The 17,288-nt window shown below is 68.0% G+C and carries 16 protein-coding genes; 8 read left to right on the top strand and 8 right to left on the bottom strand.

Annotated elements, in window-relative coordinates:
• Positions 1 to 8: 8 nt before the first annotated feature.
• Together ACFYZB_RS15500 and ACFYZB_RS15495 are read left to right on the top strand one after the other, a co-directional pair.
• The gene (locus ACFYZB_RS15500) at positions 9 to 1,073 is read left to right on the top strand and encodes an ABC transporter ATP-binding protein (protein ID WP_388758570.1); all 1,065 of its coding nucleotides are present in this window, start codon (positions 9 to 11) and stop codon (positions 1,071 to 1,073) included.
• 28 nt (positions 1,074 to 1,101) lie between these two features.
• Positions 1,102 to 2,220 carry an ABC transporter ATP-binding protein gene (locus tag ACFYZB_RS15495; RefSeq protein WP_388758562.1) on the top strand — a complete coding sequence of 373 codons (1,119 nt, stop codon included), beginning with the start codon at positions 1,102 to 1,104 and terminating at the stop codon, positions 2,218 to 2,220.
• Positions 2,221 to 2,223: 3 nt separating this feature from the next.
• Here the strand turns inward: ACFYZB_RS15495 and ACFYZB_RS15490 are convergent, their stop codons facing one another.
• From ACFYZB_RS15490 to ACFYZB_RS15480, 3 genes are all read right to left on the bottom strand, one after another.
• Positions 2,224 to 2,964, bottom strand: coding sequence for a class I SAM-dependent methyltransferase (locus ACFYZB_RS15490; RefSeq protein WP_351207880.1), 741 nt, complete (start codon positions 2,962 to 2,964; stop codon positions 2,224 to 2,226).
• Positions 2,965 to 3,028: 64 nt separating this feature from the next.
• Positions 3,029 to 3,217: a DUF397 domain-containing protein gene (locus tag ACFYZB_RS15485; RefSeq protein ID WP_351207882.1), complete on the bottom strand. Its 189-nt coding sequence runs from the start codon at positions 3,215 to 3,217 to the stop codon at positions 3,029 to 3,031.
• A gap of 2 nt (positions 3,218 to 3,219) precedes the next feature.
• Entirely contained in the window at positions 3,220 to 4,071 is an 852-nt protein-coding gene (locus ACFYZB_RS15480) for a helix-turn-helix domain-containing protein (RefSeq protein WP_388758559.1), read from the bottom strand.
• Between the two features lie 204 nt (positions 4,072 to 4,275).
• Between ACFYZB_RS15480 and ACFYZB_RS15475 the strand changes: the two genes are divergently transcribed.
• Positions 4,276 to 4,692 carry an ATP-binding protein gene (locus ACFYZB_RS15475; RefSeq protein ID WP_388758557.1) on the top strand — a complete coding sequence of 139 codons (417 nt, stop codon included), beginning with the start codon at positions 4,276 to 4,278 and terminating at the stop codon, positions 4,690 to 4,692.
• Positions 4,693 to 4,844: 152 nt separating this feature from the next.
• On the opposite strand, the gene ACFYZB_RS15470 is transcribed toward ACFYZB_RS15475, so the two are convergent.
• The 5 genes from ACFYZB_RS15470 to ACFYZB_RS15450 form a co-directional block, all read right to left on the bottom strand.
• Entirely contained in the window at positions 4,845 to 5,903 is a 1,059-nt protein-coding gene (locus ACFYZB_RS15470) for a dipeptide ABC transporter ATP-binding protein (protein ID WP_351207887.1), read from the bottom strand.
• A gap of 26 nt (positions 5,904 to 5,929) precedes the next feature.
• Positions 5,930 to 6,955, bottom strand: coding sequence for an ABC transporter ATP-binding protein (locus ACFYZB_RS15465; RefSeq protein WP_388758555.1), 1,026 nt, complete (start codon positions 6,953 to 6,955; stop codon positions 5,930 to 5,932).
• 11 nt (positions 6,956 to 6,966) lie between these two features.
• Entirely contained in the window at positions 6,967 to 7,950 is a 984-nt protein-coding gene (locus tag ACFYZB_RS15460; RefSeq protein WP_351207890.1) for an ABC transporter permease, read from the bottom strand.
• Between the two features lie 95 nt (positions 7,951 to 8,045).
• Positions 8,046 to 9,833 (bottom strand): ABC transporter substrate-binding protein, encoded by a 1,788-nt coding sequence (locus tag ACFYZB_RS15455; protein ID WP_351207892.1) that lies wholly within the window; start codon positions 9,831 to 9,833, stop codon positions 8,046 to 8,048.
• Positions 9,834 to 9,913: 80 nt separating this feature from the next.
• The gene (locus ACFYZB_RS15450) at positions 9,914 to 10,945 is read right to left on the bottom strand and encodes an ABC transporter permease (protein WP_351207894.1); all 1,032 of its coding nucleotides are present in this window, start codon (positions 10,943 to 10,945) and stop codon (positions 9,914 to 9,916) included.
• A gap of 511 nt (positions 10,946 to 11,456) precedes the next feature.
• On the opposite strand from ACFYZB_RS15450, the gene ACFYZB_RS15445 reads away from it, so the two are divergent.
• The 5 genes from ACFYZB_RS15445 (at position 11,457) to ACFYZB_RS15425 (ending at position 17,240) form a co-directional block, all read left to right on the top strand.
• Positions 11,457 to 13,079 (top strand): ABC transporter substrate-binding protein, encoded by a 1,623-nt coding sequence (locus ACFYZB_RS15445; RefSeq protein WP_388758552.1) that lies wholly within the window; start codon positions 11,457 to 11,459, stop codon positions 13,077 to 13,079.
• 5 nt (positions 13,080 to 13,084) lie between these two features.
• On the top strand, positions 13,085 to 14,008 hold the full coding sequence (locus ACFYZB_RS15440) for an ABC transporter permease (RefSeq protein ID WP_351207898.1): 924 nt from the start codon (positions 13,085 to 13,087) through the stop codon (positions 14,006 to 14,008).
• On the top strand, positions 14,001 to 14,978 hold the full coding sequence (locus ACFYZB_RS15435; protein WP_351207900.1) for an ABC transporter permease: 978 nt from the start codon (positions 14,001 to 14,003) through the stop codon (positions 14,976 to 14,978). Before ACFYZB_RS15440 ends, ACFYZB_RS15435 begins: the two co-directional genes overlap by 8 nt.
• A 242-nt stretch (positions 14,979 to 15,220) precedes the next feature.
• Positions 15,221 to 16,213, top strand: a complete 993-nt coding sequence (locus tag ACFYZB_RS15430) for an ABC transporter ATP-binding protein (protein ID WP_388758550.1) — start codon at positions 15,221 to 15,223, stop codon at positions 16,211 to 16,213.
• Entirely contained in the window at positions 16,188 to 17,240 is a 1,053-nt protein-coding gene (locus tag ACFYZB_RS15425; protein WP_351207904.1) for a dipeptide ABC transporter ATP-binding protein, read from the top strand. Before ACFYZB_RS15430 ends, ACFYZB_RS15425 begins: the two co-directional genes overlap by 26 nt.
• Positions 17,241 to 17,288 lie beyond the last annotated feature (48 nt).

The following is a 17,288-nucleotide window of genomic DNA, read 5'->3' as shown; positions in this document are numbered from 1 at the left end:
GCACTGTCGTGACCACTCTGACCAAGGAGGCCGGTGCTCCGATCCCGGCCGGATCCGGGCCCCTGCTCTCGGTGCGGGACCTGCACGTCAGCTTCAAGACCGAGGACGGCGTCGTACGGGCCGTGGACGGGCTCTCCTTCGACCTGGAGCGCGGCAGGACGCTCGGCATCGTGGGGGAGTCCGGCTCGGGCAAGTCGGTGACCAATCTGACCATCCTCGGCCTGCACAACCCCATGTTCACCACGGTCGAGGGCGAGATCCTGCTGGACGGACGGGAGCTGACCACCGCCCGGGAGTCCGAGCTGGAGAAGCTGCGTGGCAACAAGGTCGCCATGATCTTCCAGGACCCGCTCACCGCGCTCTCCCCGTACTACACGGTCGGCCGGCAGATCGCCGAGCCGTACACGAAGCACACCGGCGCCTCCAAGAAGCAGGCCTGGGAACGCGCCGTGGAGATGCTCGGCAAGGTCGGCATCCCCAACCCGAGGGAGCGGGCGAAGGACTACCCGCACCAGTTCTCCGGCGGCATGCGCCAGCGCGCCATGATCGCCATGGCGCTGGTCTGCGACCCCGACCTGCTGATCGCCGACGAGCCGACGACCGCCCTGGACGTGACGGTCCAGGCGCAGATTCTCGATCTGCTCAAGGACCTGCAACGGGAGTTCGGATCCGGCATCATCTTCATCACCCACGACCTGGGGGTGATCGCCGACATGGCCGACGACATCATGGTGATGTACGCGGGCGGCGCGGTGGAGCGGGGCACGGTCGACGAGGTGCTCAAGGCTCCGCGCCACCCCTACACCTGGGGCCTGCTGAACTCGATGCCGCGCCTGGACTCCGACCTCGACGCCCAGCTCTCCCCGATCCCCGGCACCCCGCCCTCGCTGCTCAACCCACCGTCAGGCTGCCGTTTCCACCCGCGCTGCACCTATCAGGAGCGGGTCGAGGGCACGGGCCGCTGTGTGCGCGAGCGCCCGCTGCCGGCGCCGGACCGTGCCTCCGCGTGCCATCTCACGGAGGAACAGAAGCGGACCATCTTCATCGAAGAGATCAAGCCCCGTCTGGGCTAGTCGTCAGTCGTCCTAGGAGGACATCGTCATGACAGAGGACATGGTCCTCCCGGCCCCGCGTGAGAAAGGGGCCGGCGCGGACGGGGAGCCGCTGCTGGAGGTCTCCGGACTGACCAAGCACTTCCCGGTCAAGGGCGGCTTCCCGATCCGCCGGACCATCGGCGCGGTGCAGGCCGTGGACGGCATCGACATCACCGTGCACGCGGGGGAGAGCTTCGGCCTGGTCGGGGAGTCGGGCTGCGGCAAGTCGACCACGGGCCGGCTGATCACGCGTCTGCTGGAGCCGACGAGCGGCACCGTCACCTACCGCGGGCAGGACATCAGCCACGCGACCCGCAAGCAGCTCGCCCCGATCCGCTCCGAGATCCAGATGATCTTCCAGGACCCGTACTCGTCGCTGAACCCGCGGCAGACGGTCGGAAAGATCATCTCGGGGCCGATGGAGATCAACGGGATCGAGCCGGAGGGCGGGAGGGAGAAGCGGGTCCGCGAACTCCTGGAGATCGTGGGCCTGAACCCCGAGCACTTCAACCGCTTCCCGCACGAGTTCTCCGGCGGCCAGCGCCAGCGCATCGGCGTGGCCCGAGCGCTCGCCCTGGAACCGAAGCTGATCGTCGCCGACGAGCCGGTCTCGGCGCTCGACGTCTCCATCCAGGCCCAGGTCGTGAACCTGCTGCAGCAGGTACAGAAGGAACTGGGCATCGCGTTCGTGTTCATCGCCCACGACCTGGCCGTCGTCCGCCACTTCTCGCAGCGCGTGGCGGTCATGTACCTCGGCAAGATCATCGAGGTGGGTGACCGGGACTCCATCTACACCCGTCCGCGCCATCCGTACACCCACGCCCTGCTGTCCGCGGTCCCCGAGGTGAACCTGACGGACGAGGACTCCGGCGGGCGTGAGCGCATCCGCCTGGCCGGTGACGTGCCGTCCCCCATCTCCCCGCCCTCCGGCTGCCGCTTCCGCACCCGCTGCTGGAAGGCCCAGGAGAAGTGCGCGACCGAGGAACCGCCGCTGGTCCGGATCTCCGGCAACCACGAGAGCCATCTGACGGCCTGCCACTTCCCGGAGGAGCCGACCACCGAGGCACGGGACGAGGACATCATCCTGGACCCGGCACTGGCCGCGCTGGAGGAGGACGCCGACTAGGCCCTAGGCGGGCCGGGCCACGGTGATGATCTCGGGGCTGGCGGGGGTGAGCGGTCCCCGCCCCCAGTCCCCGTACTGCTCCACGACCGTGAGCCCGGCCTCGGCCAGGAAGCCCGCCAAGGACTCCTCGTCCAGGAACCGCAGGACGCTGTGGCACACCTGCGGGGCCGGCCAGACATCGCCGTCGTAGGTCTCGGTGAACCGCACCCGGTCACCGCTGAGCCCGTCGCCCTGGACCTCGTGCCACACCCGCACCGGGGTGCCGTCGGCGGCCGCGATCTCGTGGACCCGGTCCGGGGTCCACCGCTCCCAGGCGCGGGCGCCCGGGTTGCGGGTCTCGAACACGAACCGCCCGCCGTCACCGAGCGCCGCCCGGACCCCGCGCAGACAGTGCCGGATGTCCTCGTCCCGGACCAGTTCCTGGAAGGCGTGCCCGGTCATGACGGCGAGGTCGAACTCCCCGGCCCACAGCCGGGCACGCATGTCCCCGAGCACCCACTCCACGTCCGGCCGGGCCCGCCGCGCCTGTACGAGCATGGCGGCGGCCGGATCGAGCCCCGTCAGCCGGCCCCGGTGGCCCTCGGCCCGGGCCCGCCGCAGCAGCTGCCCGGTGCCGCACCCTACGTCCAGCACCGACCGGGCCTTCCGCACCAGACCTAGGTAGAAGTCGTCTCCCGGCCCCCAGGGGTTGAGGCGGTCGTAGAGCGCGGCGAGCGTGAGATCGGTAAACGCGTGATCCACCACCGCCGCAGTCTGACACACCCTGCTGAACGGTGTGTCAGGTTCCGGTGCAGTTCTTGAGGGGCTCTCAACTTTGGTGCTTCAGGGCGTTGATGAAGGGGGTGAAGGTGGCGGGCGGGAAGATGAGGGTGGCTCTGTCCGGGGTCTTTGAGTCGCGGATGGCTATGTGGGTGTCCAGATGCGCGACTTCGACGCAGGCGTCACCCTGGCCGCCACCGGAGAAGGACGACTTCTGCCAGGTGTCCGGGGTCAGCATGCTCACAGCTCCTTCGACAGCTGGTGGATGAAGTCACGCGAACGGTCGGGGTCGAGTGACACTGCCTCTACCCTACGGAACAGCGTTCGATATCGGTTGAGCTGGGCTTCGGCATCGATGAAGACCGGCCCGTTGGGCCCGTCACGGACGACCGTGTCCAGCTTGGGCAGGGGGCCGCCCGCGTACACCATCGCACTGCCCGCGCCGCCGAAGTTGTCCAGGTCGAACGGGATGACCCGTACGGTGACATGGTCGGCTTCGGAGAGTTCCAGGACCTGGGTGAGCTGAGCCTGTGCTGTGGATCGGTTGCCGACCCTGATGCGCAGTGCCCCTTCGTGGATCACGGCCTCGTACGGGACGGGGGCCGGGCGCTCGATGATGACCCTGCGCTTCATCCGGTGATCGACCCACCGCTCGACATCGCTGTGTGGATACTCCGGGTTCACGTACGAGAAGAGGGACCGGGCGTAATCCGCTGTCTGCAGGAGACCGGGCACATGGAGGAACTCCACGTCCCAGCGGAAGTGGGCGTGATGCTCCAGCTCGGGCAGGTCCATGAAGGGCGTGGGCAGCTGGCCCCGGTACTCCTCCCACCAGCCCTGCGTTCGGTCGGTGGCGATCGCCACCAGGCCGTCGATGAACTCACATTCGACGCAGGCGTAGTTGGCTGCCATGCGACGCAGACGCTGCTCACTCACTCCTGAGGTACCGGCCTCGATCTGGCTGATCTGAACAGAGTTCACGCCAAGCAGCGCCGCCGCCTCACGGGAGCTGAGGCCCGCCGCCTCGCGGAGCCTGCGCAGTTCCACGGCCAGCCGCATCTGGCGTGCTGTGGGCTCGCGTTTGGTCCCCATCGGCTGCTCCTTGGTTCAACCTGCCTCACCATGCGCCCCGTTCGGGGTCAGATTACGGGATCACCTTGCCGCCTCTTAATTCTAAGGTCTACCGTCAGTGACGTACCGGACGCGCAGCGGAAGTGCACTGCTCCGTCGTGCCATGACGACTGCGGCAATGCCACCTCGCGCGAAGACCCTTCATTGAAACCGAGTTGGTGACGCATGCCTGAAAACGAAACCTGGGACTACACCCTCTACATCCCCAACGACCTCAGAGCGGTGACCGTGTGCCGCCGCACCCTGCGCCTGATCCTGACCCTCCACGGGTTGATCGGCTTGGTCGATACGGCTGAGCTGCTGGCGGCGGAGCTGGTCTCCAACGCCGTACGGCACACCAAGGGGCCGGCGGCGCTGAGGGTCCGCCGTACCCCGGAGGGCATGGTGTGGATCGGGGCGTGGGACACCGACCCCGCGCCGCCGGATCCGCCGCGTCCGCTGGAGGAGGTGGCCGAGCTGGAGTGGGAGGACGGGCGGGGGCTGGGGTTGGTGAAGGCGCGCGCGGAGTACTGGGGGTGGCAGCCGACGGCGCGGTTCGGGGACCGGGGGAAGTACGTGTGGTGTGAGCTGGGGGTCGCGTAAGGAGTGTGGCCCAAGGGACGACTGGATACGCCGAAGGCCCACGCCTGGGGAGGCGCGGGCCTTCGGTCCCTGGAAGCGGACGTTCATGGGCTCGGGTCAATGGGCCGGTGAAAGTCCGTTCCGCGAGGGGGCGGCTGACGAAAAGGGGTGTGTCAGGCCGCCGCCTCGGGGTCCTTGGAGAGGCTGTCCTTGGAGGTGCGGGGGGCGGGGATCGTCTCCCGGGTCTCCGGGTAGTGGCACGCCGTCAGGTGCCCCTGCTCGTTGCCCTCCACCTGCACCAGCGGCGGGGCCTCCGTCGCGCACTTCTCCGTCGCCTTCCAGCAGCGGGTGCGGAAGCGGCAGCCGGAGGGCGGGTTGATGGGGGAGGGCACGTCGCCGACCAGGCGGATCCGCTCGCGCGGCTCCGCGTCCACCGTCGCCTCGGGTACGGCGGAGAGCAGGGCCCGGGTGTAGGGGTGGCGCGGGTTGTCGTAGAGGTCCGCGCGGTCGGCGATCTCGACGATCTTGCCGAGGTACATGACCGCGACGCGCTGTGAGAAGTGGCGGACGATCGCGAGGTCGTGGGCGATGAACACGAACGCGATGCCCAGTTCCTTCTGCACCTTCTGCAGGAGGTTGACGACCTGGGCCTGGATGGAGACGTCGAGCGCCGAGACCGGCTCGTCGGCGACGATCAGCTTCGGTTCCAGGGCGAGCGCTCGGGCCACCCCGATGCGCTGGCGCTGGCCGCCGGAGAACTCGTGCGGGAAGCGGTTGAAGTGCTCGGGGTTCAGGCCCACGATCTCCAGCAGTTCGCGGACCCGGTTCTCGCGGCCGCCGGCCGGGTTGATGTCGTTGATCTCCATCGGGCCGGAGATGATCTTTCCGACCGTCTGCCGCGGGTTCAGCGAGGCGTACGGGTCCTGGAAGATCATCTGGATCTCGGAGCGGATCGGCGCCAGCTCCTTGCGGCCCGCGTGCGTGATGTCCTGCCCGCGGTAGGTGATCTTGCCGCCGGTCGGCTCCAGCAGGCGCGTGATCAGCCGGCCCGTGGTCGACTTGCCGCAGCCCGACTCGCCGACGAGGCCCAGGCTCTCGCCCTCGCCGACCTGGAAGTCCAGCCCGTCCACGGCCTGCACCGCGCCGACCGTACGGCGGATCGGGAAGCCGCCCTTGATCGGGAAGTGCTTGGTGAGCCCGGAGACGTCCAGGAGGGGGTTCGTGTTGCTCATGGTCGTGAAGTCCCGTCTGCTGTCCGTCAGTTGTGCCGGGTTCCGGCGAAGTCGGAGAAGAGATCCCGCTTCTGCTCCGCCGTGAGGTGGCAGGCGGAGCCGCGGCCCTCGACCACCTCCAGCTTCGGCCGCTCGGCCGAGCACAGACCGCCGTCGACCTTCTCGGCGAACGAGCAGCGCGGGTGGAAGCGGCAGCCGGAGGGCGGGTTGAGCAGCGAGGGCGGGGAGCCGGGGATGGGGGAGAGCGGCACGTCGACCGGGCCGTCCAGGCTCGGCATCGAGTTCAGCAGGCCCAGGGTGTAGGGGTGGTCCGGGGTGCGGAGCACATCCTGCTTGGTGCCGCGCTCCACGCACCGGCCGCCGTACATCACCAGCACGTCGTCCGCGATGTCGGCGATGACGCCCAGGTCGTGCGTGATGAAGATGATCGCGGTGCCGAACTCCTGCTGGAGGTCCTTGAGCAGGTCCATGATCTGGGCCTGGACCGTCACGTCCAGGGCCGTGGTCGGCTCGTCGGCGATCAGCAGCTCGGGGTCGCAGACCAGCGCCATGGCGATCATCGCGCGCTGGCGCATACCGCCGGAGAACTGGTGCGGGTAGTCGTCCACCCGCATGTCCGGCTGGGGGATGCCGACCCGGCGGAGCATCTCGATCGCGCGGTCCCGGGCCTCCTTCTTGGAGCAGCCGGTGTGCTTGCGGTACGTCTCCGCGATCTGCACGCCGACCTTGTGGTACGGCGACAGGGAGGCCAGCGCGTCCTGGAAGATCATGGACATCTTGTTGCCGCGCAGCTTCTCCAGCGTCCGCTCGGAGGCGGTGAGAAGCTCCTGCCCGTCGAGCAGGATCTCGCCCTCCAGGGCGGTGCGCTCACGGTTGTGCAGGCCCAGGATCGCGAGGTTGGTCACCGACTTGCCGGAGCCGGACTCGCCGACGATGCCGAGGGTCTTGCCCTTCTCCAGGTCGAAGGAGAGCCCGTCGACGGCCTTGACGATGCCGTCCTCGGTGGAGAAGTGCACGCGCAGGTCGCGGACGGAGAGGAAGGGGGTGCTCATCTTGTCTCTCCTTAGGCGAGGCGGACGCGCGGGTCGATGAGGGCGTACACCGCGTCGACAAGGATGTTGAAGACGACGATCGCGGCTGCGGCCACCAGGGTGACACCGAGCAGCATCGGCAGGTCGTTGTCCTTCACGGCCTTCACCGAGACGGCGCCGATACCGTGCAGACCGAAAGTCTGCTCCGTGATGACCGCGCCGCCGAGCAGTGAGCCGAGGTCCAGACCGAGGATCGTCACGATCGGGCCCATCGCGCCGCGCCAGGCGAAGCGGAAGAACACGGTGCGCCAGGCGAGGCCCTTGGCCCGCGCGGTGCGGACGTAGTCCTCGCTCAGCGTCTCGACCAACTGCGAGCGGGTCATACGCGTGTAGTTGGCGGTGAAGATGATCGCCAGCACGAACCACGGCAGAATGAAGCCCCCGAACCAGGAGCCGGGGTTGTCCGTGAATCCGGAGTTGTCGTTCGGGCGGGGCAGGATGTGCCACTCGTCGGACAGGTAGAACATCGCGACGATACCGACGATGTAGATCTGCAGCGAGGAGCCGATCAGCGAGGCCGAGGAGGCGATCTTGTCCAGCGCCTTGCCCTGCTTGACGGCGGCGACCATGCCGGTGCCGACACCGAAGACGAAGAAGACGACCGCGCTGCCCAGCGCCAGGGAGATCGTGGTCGGGAAGCGGTCCAGGATGATGCCCGTGACCGGCTCACGGTTGATGAACGAGTAGCCGAGGCACGGGGCGTTGCAGTGTCCGAACGAGGCGTAGTCGCGGCCCACGAAGACGCCTTCGAGCCAGTGCCAGTACTGCACCGGCAGCGGATCGTCGATCCCCAGGTTGTGCTTGACCAGCGCCAGAGTCTGTGGCGTGCAGACCTTGCCGCAGGCGACCCGGGCGGGGTCACGCGGAGCGACGTAGAAGAGGAAGAAGGTGATGGCACTGATGATCAGCAGGATCACCGCTGCGCCGATTGTCCGGCGGACGAGAAAGCGGAACATGGCGATGGGATTCCCTGGGCGACGCCGTGGTGGGGGCGGAGGGGGACGGGCGGGGCGCCGGTGTGTGGCGCCCCGCCCCTGGACTGGCTTGGTCGTCAGGCCTTCACGTACAGCTTGTACATGACGAACGCCGAGAACAGCGGGTCGAACAGCGCGCCGCCGACCTTCGAGCCGTGCAGGTAGAACCGGCGCTGGAAGGTTTCGGGGATGATCGGCGCGAGCTCGGTCATGATCTTCTTGTCCAGCGCCTCCCAGGCCTCGCCGGCCTTCTTCGGGTCGGTGATGACGGCGTTCGTCTTGATCGCGTCGTTGACCCAGCTCACGTTCAGCTGCGAGACGTTGTTGGAGCCGTTGGCGATGGTGGCGCCGTCGAACAGCGGCTGCATGACGGTGTAACCGGTCGGCCAGTCCGGGGACCAGCCGAACCACATCACGTCGAAGCTGTTGTTGATCTGCTGGACCTGGTCGTAGTAGCTGGTGGAGTCCACCGGCTTGACGACCGGGTCGAAGCCCGCCGCCTTCAGGGCGTTGGTGATGACGACCGCCGTCTTGGTGTAGGCGTCGTTGCTGCCCTTGGGGTAGGTGTAGACGATCTTCTGGCCGAGCTTGCCGGCCTCCTTCAGCAGCGCCTTGGCCTTCTCCGGGTCGCCCTGCGGCGTCTTCAGCTTGCCGTAGACGTCCTGGTGCTCGTAGCCGAGGATGTCCGGGCTGATGATGGAGGTCGCGTAGTCACCTGCGGCCTGGCCACCGTAGATACGGCGGATCTGCTCCAGCGGCCAGGCGTAGTTGAGGGCCTGGCGCACCTTCGGGTCGGTGATCCGCTTGCAGTTGATGGCGTAGTAGTACAGACCGCTGAGCAGGCCGTTGATGGTGCGCTGCTTCAGCTGGGCGTCGCCCAGGACCTTCTGCAGACGCTCGGCCGGGACACCGCTGTAGGCCATGACCGCGTACTGGTCGTCGCCGCTCTCGGCGATCAGACGGTCGGTGGCCGGCAGCGACTCGGTTCCGAACTGGAAGGTGAAGCTGTCCGGGTAGGCGTTGCGGATCGAGTCCGTGGCCGGGTCCCAGTGCGGGTTGCGCACGAGCTTCAGGGACTTGTCGACGGAGTGCTGGGCGATCTTGTACGGGCCGGCGGAGACCGGGTCCTTGTCGTACTTGTCCTTGGTGTCGTGGCTGGCCGGCACGGCGCCGTAGGAGTGCATCGCCAGCGTGAAGTTGAGGTCCGGACGGGCCACCTTCAGCTTCAGCGTGATGGTCTTCTTCGTGTCGTCGGTGACGATCGAGTCCAGGTGCTTGCCGCTGAACGGACCCTTGTACTTGGACCGGAAGTCGCTGGAGCCGACGAGCGCGGACTGGACGTACTGCGCGCCCTCGGTGGTGAAGCTGGCGAAGCCGCGCTCGATGCCGTGGCGGACGTCCTCGACGGTCAGGTCGCTGCCGTCCTCCCACTTCAGACCGTCCTTCAGGGTGAAGGTCCAGGTCTTGCCGCCGTCGGTCATGGTGCCGGTGTCGGTGGCGAGGTCACCGACCAGCTTCATGGAGCCGTCCATGGCGATCTTGTAGCCGGTCAGGGCGCGGATGTACAGGTTGCCGACCGTGGAGTTCCACGCGAAGTAGATCCGCTGCGGGTCCAGGTGGGAGAAGTCGTCCGGACCGATGCCGATGATGTTGCCGCCCTTCTTCGCACCCGGGATCTCGGGTGCGGGGCCGGTCGAGTCCTCCTTCGTACCGACGGTCACGTGACCGGTGTACGTGTTGGTGCCGGCGTGGGCGCCGCTGCCGCTGTTCCCGCCACCTCCGCCGCTGCTGCACGCGGAGAGGACCATGGAGCCGCCGGCCGCGACCGACGTGGCGATGACGAAGTTTCTGCGGGAAAGGGACATGGTTTCCTGCTCTGGTCGAGGAGAGATACGAGCTTCTCCGGCGGGCCCCGTCGCCCGGACCGGAAGATGGAACGGGAGGTTCAGCGCCCGGCCTTGGGGTCCAGCGCGTCGCGCACCGAGTCACCGAGGAGGTTGAAGGCGATCACGAAGATCACCATCGTCAGGCCCGGGAAGAGCATGTACGTGATGTCGTCCTGGTAGTACTTGGACGCGTTCTGGACCATGACACCCCAGTCGGGCGTCGGGTCGGAGAGGCCGACTCCGAGGAAGGCCAGACCGGCCTCCACGGTCACGTACATCGGGAGCGCCAGGGTCGCCTGGATGAGGATCGGCGTCCACAGGTTGGGAAGCAGTTCCTTGAAGATGATGCGGCCCGGGGAGGCGCCGGTGACCTTGGCGGCCTCCACGAACTCCCGCTCGCGCAGGGCGAGTACCTCACCGCGCAGCAGCCGGGCGATGGGTGCCCAGCCGAACGCGGTCATGATGGTGATCAGGGAGACGACGATGAGCCAGGTCGGGGTCGCCTCGTCGGGCGCGACCAGGATCGTGAGCATCACCGGGAAGAAGCCGATGAAGAACAGGGTCTGCGGGAAGGCCAGGAGGATGTCGATGATCCGTCCGACCAGGTAGTCCGTCCTGCCGCCGAGGTAGCCGGCGGTGATGCCGATGACCACGCCGAAGAAGGCCACCAGTACGGTCGTCGCCGTCGCGATCAGCAGCGAGTTGCGGATGCCGTACAGCAGGAACGTGAAGACGTCCCGGCCCAGCTGCGGGTCGATGCCGAACCAGAAGTCCCCGCTCATGCCGCCGTTGGGCTTGACCGGGAAACCGAAGTCGTTGAGCAGGCTCGGGTCGTTCTGACCGTAGGTGGTGTAGGGGTCCTTGCCGTACACCTTGGCGATCAGCGGCGCGGCGATGCCGATGACGAAGAAGAAGATCACCACGAAGGCGGATATGACGCCCGTCCGGTCCCGCTTGAAGCGGGTCCAGGCCAGCCGTCCCGGAGAGCGGCTCTCGGTGCCCTTGGGGTTGCCGGGCTTCGCCGAAGTGGCGCTGTCTTCTTCGGTCACCTCGAGTGCGGCGGCCGGGGAAGGGGATGCGGGGGTGGTCATGATGCTCCGTGCCTTGTGGGTCAAGGCTCCGCAGGGCGCTCCCCTACGGGCTACGCCGGACTTTTTCAACGCAATTCATTCAAGGTCAATAAATTCTCGGTCGCCTTGGTTGCGTCTTTACCTTCTTTACTCGTACTTGATCATTCCGTAGCTACGCGGGTAGTACGCCGTAATCAATCCGTGCTTCACATCGGACCAACCGGGCGAATCAGGCAAGAAGTTCGATATGCGGACGGTGGGGTGTCGAAATGCGTACATCGACACGTCGCAATCCAACGTTTCGGCATCGTTGTCCGAAGATCTGTTGCGCGACTCCGGAAGATCGTCCGTCCGTGCCCGGTGAGATCGTCCGCCCCCTCCCGGCGGCCGCGCGCGTACGGGTCACGCGTCCCGCGCGCGTACGGGTCACGCGTCCCTCCAACGGCCCCTCGATTCGGCGGCACTCGCGCGGTATGTGTCGTATTAGCCGATATTGTCCGGTATTGGATCAGTGATCGCGGAGGAGGCAGCCATGCGGGGTACCACGCGCGCCCGATGGGCCGCCTGTGTGATCGCCGCCGGCCTGATGTGCGCCACCGGATGCGGGGGCGGCGCCGGATTCGGCGGACCCGGCGTGCTGACCTCCTCCTGGGGCGACCCGCAGAACCCCCTGGAGCCCGCCAACACCAACGAGGTGCAGGGCGGCAAGGTCCTCGACATGATCTTCCGGGGGCTGAAGAAGTACGACCCCAGGACCGGCAAGGCGCAGAACTGGCTCGCTCGGTCCATCCACACCACGGACTCGCAGAACTTCACGATCAGGCTGAAGGACGGCTGGACCTTCTCCAACGGCGAGAAGGTGACCGCCCACTCCTTCGTGGACGCCTGGAACTACGGGGCGAGCCTGCGGAACAACCAGAAGGACGCCTACTTCTTCGCCTACATCGACGGGTACGACAAGGTCCACCCCGACAGCGGCGCCCAGACCGCCGACACCCTGTCCGGACTCCGGGTCGTCGACGACCGCACCTTCACCGTCCGGCTGAGCCAGAAGTTCTCCAGCTTCCCCGACACCCTCGGCTACGCGGCCTTCGCCCCGCTGCCCCGCGCCTTCTTCACCGACCACGCCGCCTGGCTGAAGAAGCCGGTCGGCAACGGGCCGTACCGGATCGAGTCGTACACCAGGGGCTCGGCGATGAACCTGAAGAAGTGGGACGGCTATCCCGGCCCCGACAAGGCCCGGAACACCGGGGTGACCCTGCTGGTGTACACCGACAACAACACCGCCTACACCGACGTCCTGGCCGGCAACCTCGACCTGGTCGACGACGTGCCCTCCACCCAGCTCAAGAACGTCGGGACCGACCTGAACGGCCGCTACATCAACACCCCGGCCGGCATCCTGCAGACCCTCGCCTTCCCGTACTACGACCCGAAGTGGAACACCAGCGGGGCGCGCAAGGTCCGCACCGGCCTGTCCATGGCGATCAACCGCAAGCAGATCACCGACACCATCTTCCGCGGCACCCGCACCCCCGCCACCGACTGGACCTCCCCGGTCCTCGGCGCGGCCGGCGGCTACAAGCCCGGGCTGTGCGGGCACGCCTGCGACTACGACCCCGCGCAGGCCAAGAAGCTCATCCGGGAGGGCGGCGGATTCCCCGGCGGCCAGCTGAAGATCACGTACAACGCGGACACCGGCTCCCACAAGCAGTGGGTGGACGCCGTGTGCAACTCCGTCAACAACACGCTCGGCAACGACAAGGCCTGCGTGGGCAACCCGGTCGGCACCTTCGCCGACTTCCGCAACCAGATCGGGCAGCACAAGATGACCGGTCCCTTCCGGGCCGGCTGGCAGATGGACTACCCGTTGATCCAGAACTTCCTGCAGCCGCTGTACTACACGGGCGCGTCCTCCAACGACGGCAAGTGGTCGAACAGGCAGTTCGACCGGCTCGTCGACCGGGCCAACGCCGAGACCGGGCAGGCCGCGGCCGTCCGGCTGTTCCAGCAGGCCGAGGAGGTCGTCCGCGACAACATGGCGGCCATCCCGCTCTGGTACCAGAACGGCAGCGCCGGCTACACCTCCCGGCTCTCCGACGTGGCGCTCAACCCCTTCAGCGTGCCGGTCTACAACGAGATCAAGGTCGGCTGAGCGGCATGGGGCGCTATGTCGCACGGCGGCTGCTCCAGATGATCCCCGTGTTCATCGGGTCCACCCTGCTGATCTTCCTCATGGTCAACGTGATGGGGGATCCCATCGCCGGCCTGTGCGGCGAGCGGGCCTGCGATCCGGCGACGGCCGCCCAGCTGAAGCGGGAGTTCGGCTTGGACAAGCCGCTCTGGCAGCAGTACCTCACCTACATGGGGAACGTCTTCACCGGAGACTTCGGTACGGCGTTCAACGGCCAGCCGGTCACCGAGCTGATGGGGACGGCGTTCCCCGTCACCATCCGGCTCACGATCGTCGCCATCCTCTTCGAGATCGTCATCGGTGTGACCCTGGGCGTGCTCACGGGCCTCAGGCGCGGCCGGCCCGTCGACACCGGGGTGCTGCTGGCCACCCTGGTGGTGATCTCCGTCCCCACCTTCGTCACCGGTCTGCTGCTCCAGCTGCTGCTCGGCGTCCAGTGGGGCTGGATCAGGCCGTCGGTGTCGGCGTACGCGACCTTCGGCGAGCTGATCGTGCCCGGCCTGGTCCTCGCCTCCGTCTCCCTCGCCTACGTCACCCGGCTCACCCGCACCTCCATCGCGGAGAACAAGCGGGCCGACTACGTCCGTACGGCGATCGCCAAGGGCCTGCCCCGGCACCGGGTCGTCGTCCGTCATCTGCTGCGCAACTCGCTGATCCCCGTGGTCACCTTCATCGGCGCCGACATCGGCGCGCTGATGGGCGGTGCGATCGTCACCGAGCGGATCTTCAACATCCACGGCGTCGGCTTCCAGCTGTACCAGGGCATCCTGCGCCAGAACACCCAGACGGTCGTCGGCTTCGTGACGGTCCTCGTCCTCGTCTTCCTCGTCGCCAACCTCCTCGTCGACCTCCTGTACGCCGTACTCGACCCGAGGATCCGCTATGCCTGACCAGTACGAGCCCGAGCGCGCGATCGCCGGGACCGGCATGGGCGGCGCGATGGACCTGGGCGCGAGCGAGGCGGCCACACTGGAGCGGACCCCGGGCGGCCCGGAGGGCACGGGCCCGGCCGGCAGGCCGCGCTCTCTCTGGTCCGACGCCTGGCGGGACCTGCGCCGCAACCCGGTCTTCCTGATCTCCGCCGTGGTGATCTGCTTCCTGGTCTTCATCTCCCTGTGGCCCTCGGCGATCGCCTCCGGCAGCCCCCTGACGTGCGACCTCGCCAAGGCCCAGGACGGCGCGGGGCCGGGCGCGCCCTTCGGGTACGACGGCCAGGGCTGCAACGTCTACACGCGCACGGTGTACGGCGCCCGTACCTCCGTCACGGTCGGCGTGCTGGCGACGCTCGGGGTGGCCGTCGCCGGGTCGGTACTGGGGTCCCTGGCGGGCTACTTCGGCGGCTTCTGGGACTCGGTCCTGTCCCGGATCACGGACATCTTCTTCGCCATCCCGGTCGTCCTCGGCGGTCTCGTCCTGCTGTCGGTGGTGACGAGCAACACGGTCTGGCCGGTCATCGGCTTCATGGTGCTGCTCGGCTGGCCGCAGATCGGCCGCATCGCCCGCGGCTCGGTCATCACCGCCAAGCAGAACGACTACGTCCAGGCCGCCCGCGCGCTCGGCGCCTCCGACTCCCGCATCCTGCTGCGCCACATCGCGCCGAACGCCGTGGCCCCCGTGATCGTCGTCGCGACCATCGCCCTCGGCACCTACATCGCGCTGGAGGCGACCCTGTCGTACCTCGGCGTGGGGTTGAAACCCCCCAGCGTCTCCTGGGGCATCGACATCTCCGCCGCCTCCCCCTACATCCGCAACGCCCCCCACGCCCTGCTGTGGCCCTCGGGCGCCCTGGCCGTCACGGTCCTGGCCTTCATCATGCTCGGCGACGCGGTCCGCGACGCCCTCGACCCGAAGCTGAGGTGAAGGACGTGCTACTGGAGGTGTGCGGTGCGGGCGGCGGGCCGGTGGGAGGGGCGTGGTGCGCCCTGCCGCAGCCCTCGGAGGTGCCGGCGGTCCGGCCACCGGCTCTCTCCTGCCCGGCGACGCGATCCGGCGACGCCCTCGACCCGAAGCCGAGGTGAGGGACGTGGCACGGGACGTGCGGGGTGAGGGTGGGGAGTCCGGAGTCCGTGAGGCCCTCGATCCGAAGACGAGGTGATGGTGGCGTGCTGCTGGAAGTGCGGGACCTGAAGGTGGAGTTCCGGACCCGGGACGGGGTCGCGCACGCCGTCAACGGGGTGAGTTACGAGGTGGCGGCGGGGGAGACCCTGGCCGTGCTCGGCGAGTCGGGGTCGGGCAAGTCGGTGACCGCGCAGGCCGTGATGGGCATCCTCGACACCCCGCCCGGAAAGGTCACGGGCGGCCGGATCCTGTTCCAGGGGCGGGATCTGCTCACACTGAAGGAAGAGGAGCGGAGGAGGATCCGCGGCGCCGGAATGGCGATGATCTTCCAGGACGCGCTGTCGGCCCTCAACCCCGTCATCCCCGTGGGGGACCAGCTCGGCGAGATGTTCGTCGTGCACCGCGGGATGTCGAAGAAGGACGCGCGGGGCAGGGCCGTCGAGCTGATGGAGCGGGTGCGCATCCCGGGTGCCGCCCAGCGGGTGCGGGACTACCCCCACCAGTTCTCCGGCGGTATGCGCCAGCGCATCATGATCGCCATGGCGCTGGCCCTGGAACCGGCGCTGATCATCGCCGACGAACCGACGACGGCGTTGGATGTCACCGTCCAGGCCCAGGTCATGGACCTGCTCGCGGAGTTGCAGCGCGAGTACCGCATGGGGCTCATTCTCATCACCCATGATCTGGGGGTCGTCGCGGACGTGGCCGACCGGATCGCGGTCATGTACGCCGGGAAGATCGTCGAGTCCGCGCCCGTCCGTGACATCTACAAGGCGCCGGCCCACCCGTACACCCGCGGCCTGCTGGACTCCATCCCGCGCCTGGACCAGAAGGGGCAGCAGCTGTACGCCATCCAGGGCCTGCCGCCGAACCTGATGCACATCCCGCCGGGCTGCTCCTTCCACCCGCGCTGCCCGATGGCGAGGGACGTCTGCCGCACCGACGAACCCCCGCTGTACGAGGTCTCCGGCACCCGCGGCAGCGCCTGCCACTTCTGGAGGGAGTGCCTCGATGGCCTCGACGACCTCGGTGACTGAGCCGATCCTCGAAGTGACCGGACTGGTCAAGCACTACCCCCTCACCCGGGGCATCCTGTTCAAGCGGCAGATCGGCGCGGTGAAGGCCGTCGACGGCGTCGACTTCACCCTCGCCAAGGGCGAAACCCTCGGCATCGTCGGCGAGTCGGGCTGCGGCAAGTCGACGGTCGCCAAGCTGCTCTGCAACCTGGAGCGGCCGACGGCGGGGTCCATCAGGTTCAAGGGCGAGGACATCACCAGGCTGTCCGGCAAGGCCCTGAAGGCCGTACGCCGCAACATCCAGATGGTCTTCCAGGACCCGTACACCTCCCTCAACCCCCGGATGACGGTCGGCGACATCATCGGGGAGCCGTACGACATCCATCCCGAGGCCGCACCCAAGGGCGACCGGCGGCGCAGGGTCCAGGAACTGCTGGACGTGGTCGGCCTCGACCCCGAGTACATCAACCGCTATCCGCACCAGTTCTCCGGCGGCCAGCGCCAGCGCATCGGCATCGCACGGGGTCTGGCGCTGCGCCCGGAGGTGATCGTCGCCGACGAACCGGTCTCCGCCCTCGACGTCTCGGTCCAGGCCCAGGTGATCAACCTCCTGGCCCGTCTCCAGTCGGAGTTCGACCTCTCCTATGTGTTCATCGCGCACGACCTGTCCATCGTCCGGCACATCTCCGACCGGGTGGGGGTGATGTACCTCGGGCGGATCGTGGAGATCGGCGGGGACGCCGAGATCTACGACCACCCCACCCACCCCTACACCCAGGCCCTGCTCTCGGCGGTCCCGGTGCCGGATCCCGAGGCCAGGGAGCAGCGTGAGCGGATCATTCTCAGCGGGGACGTGCCGTCGCCGACGAACATCCCCTCCGGCTGCCGCTTCCGCACCCGCTGCTGGAAGGCGCAGGAGCGCTGCGCCCGGGAGGTACCGGCCCTGGCGGTGCCGGCCGTCTTCCGTGACACGTCCGGCCCGGCGGCCCACGCCTCGGCCTGTCACTTCGCCGAGGAGAAACGGGTCGTTCCGGCGGAGGAGGCGTAGGCGGGGGGAATCCGGAAGCGGGGGATCCGTGGGAGTGCGCGTACGGCA

The organism is Streptomyces sp. NPDC001852, from assembly GCF_042891825.1.
Lineage (GTDB): Bacteria > Actinomycetota > Actinomycetes > Streptomycetales > Streptomycetaceae > Streptomyces.
Note: the sequence above shows the minus strand (reverse complement) of the source record. Positions and strands in the feature narration are given on the sequence as shown.

Coding starts and splice junctions, on each gene's coding strand:
- ACFYZB_RS15495 (WP_388758562.1), top strand. CDS start 1,102: ATGACAGAGGACATGGTCCTCCCGGCCCCGCGTGAGAAAGGGGCCGGC.
- ACFYZB_RS15445 (WP_388758552.1), top strand. CDS start 11,457: ATGCGGGGTACCACGCGCGCCCGATGGGCCGCCTGTGTGATCGCCGCC.
- ACFYZB_RS15435 (WP_351207900.1), top strand. CDS start 14,001: ATGCCTGACCAGTACGAGCCCGAGCGCGCGATCGCCGGGACCGGCATG.
- ACFYZB_RS15485 (WP_351207882.1), bottom strand. CDS start 3,217: ATGCTGACCCCGGACACCTGGCAGAAGTCGTCCTTCTCCGGTGGCGGC.
- ACFYZB_RS15475 (WP_388758557.1), top strand. CDS start 4,276: ATGCCTGAAAACGAAACCTGGGACTACACCCTCTACATCCCCAACGAC.
- ACFYZB_RS15465 (WP_388758555.1), bottom strand. CDS start 6,955: ATGAGCACCCCCTTCCTCTCCGTCCGCGACCTGCGCGTGCACTTCTCC.
- ACFYZB_RS15460 (WP_351207890.1), bottom strand. CDS start 7,950: ATGTTCCGCTTTCTCGTCCGCCGGACAATCGGCGCAGCGGTGATCCTG.
- ACFYZB_RS15455 (WP_351207892.1), bottom strand. CDS start 9,833: ATGTCCCTTTCCCGCAGAAACTTCGTCATCGCCACGTCGGTCGCGGCC.
- ACFYZB_RS15425 (WP_351207904.1), top strand. CDS start 16,188: ATGGCCTCGACGACCTCGGTGACTGAGCCGATCCTCGAAGTGACCGGA.
- ACFYZB_RS15440 (WP_351207898.1), top strand. CDS start 13,085: ATGGGGCGCTATGTCGCACGGCGGCTGCTCCAGATGATCCCCGTGTTC.
- ACFYZB_RS15450 (WP_351207894.1), bottom strand. CDS start 10,945: ATGACCACCCCCGCATCCCCTTCCCCGGCCGCCGCACTCGAGGTGACC.
- ACFYZB_RS15480 (WP_388758559.1), bottom strand. CDS start 4,071: ATGGGGACCAAACGCGAGCCCACAGCACGCCAGATGCGGCTGGCCGTG.
- ACFYZB_RS15470 (WP_351207887.1), bottom strand. CDS start 5,903: ATGAGCAACACGAACCCCCTCCTGGACGTCTCCGGGCTCACCAAGCAC.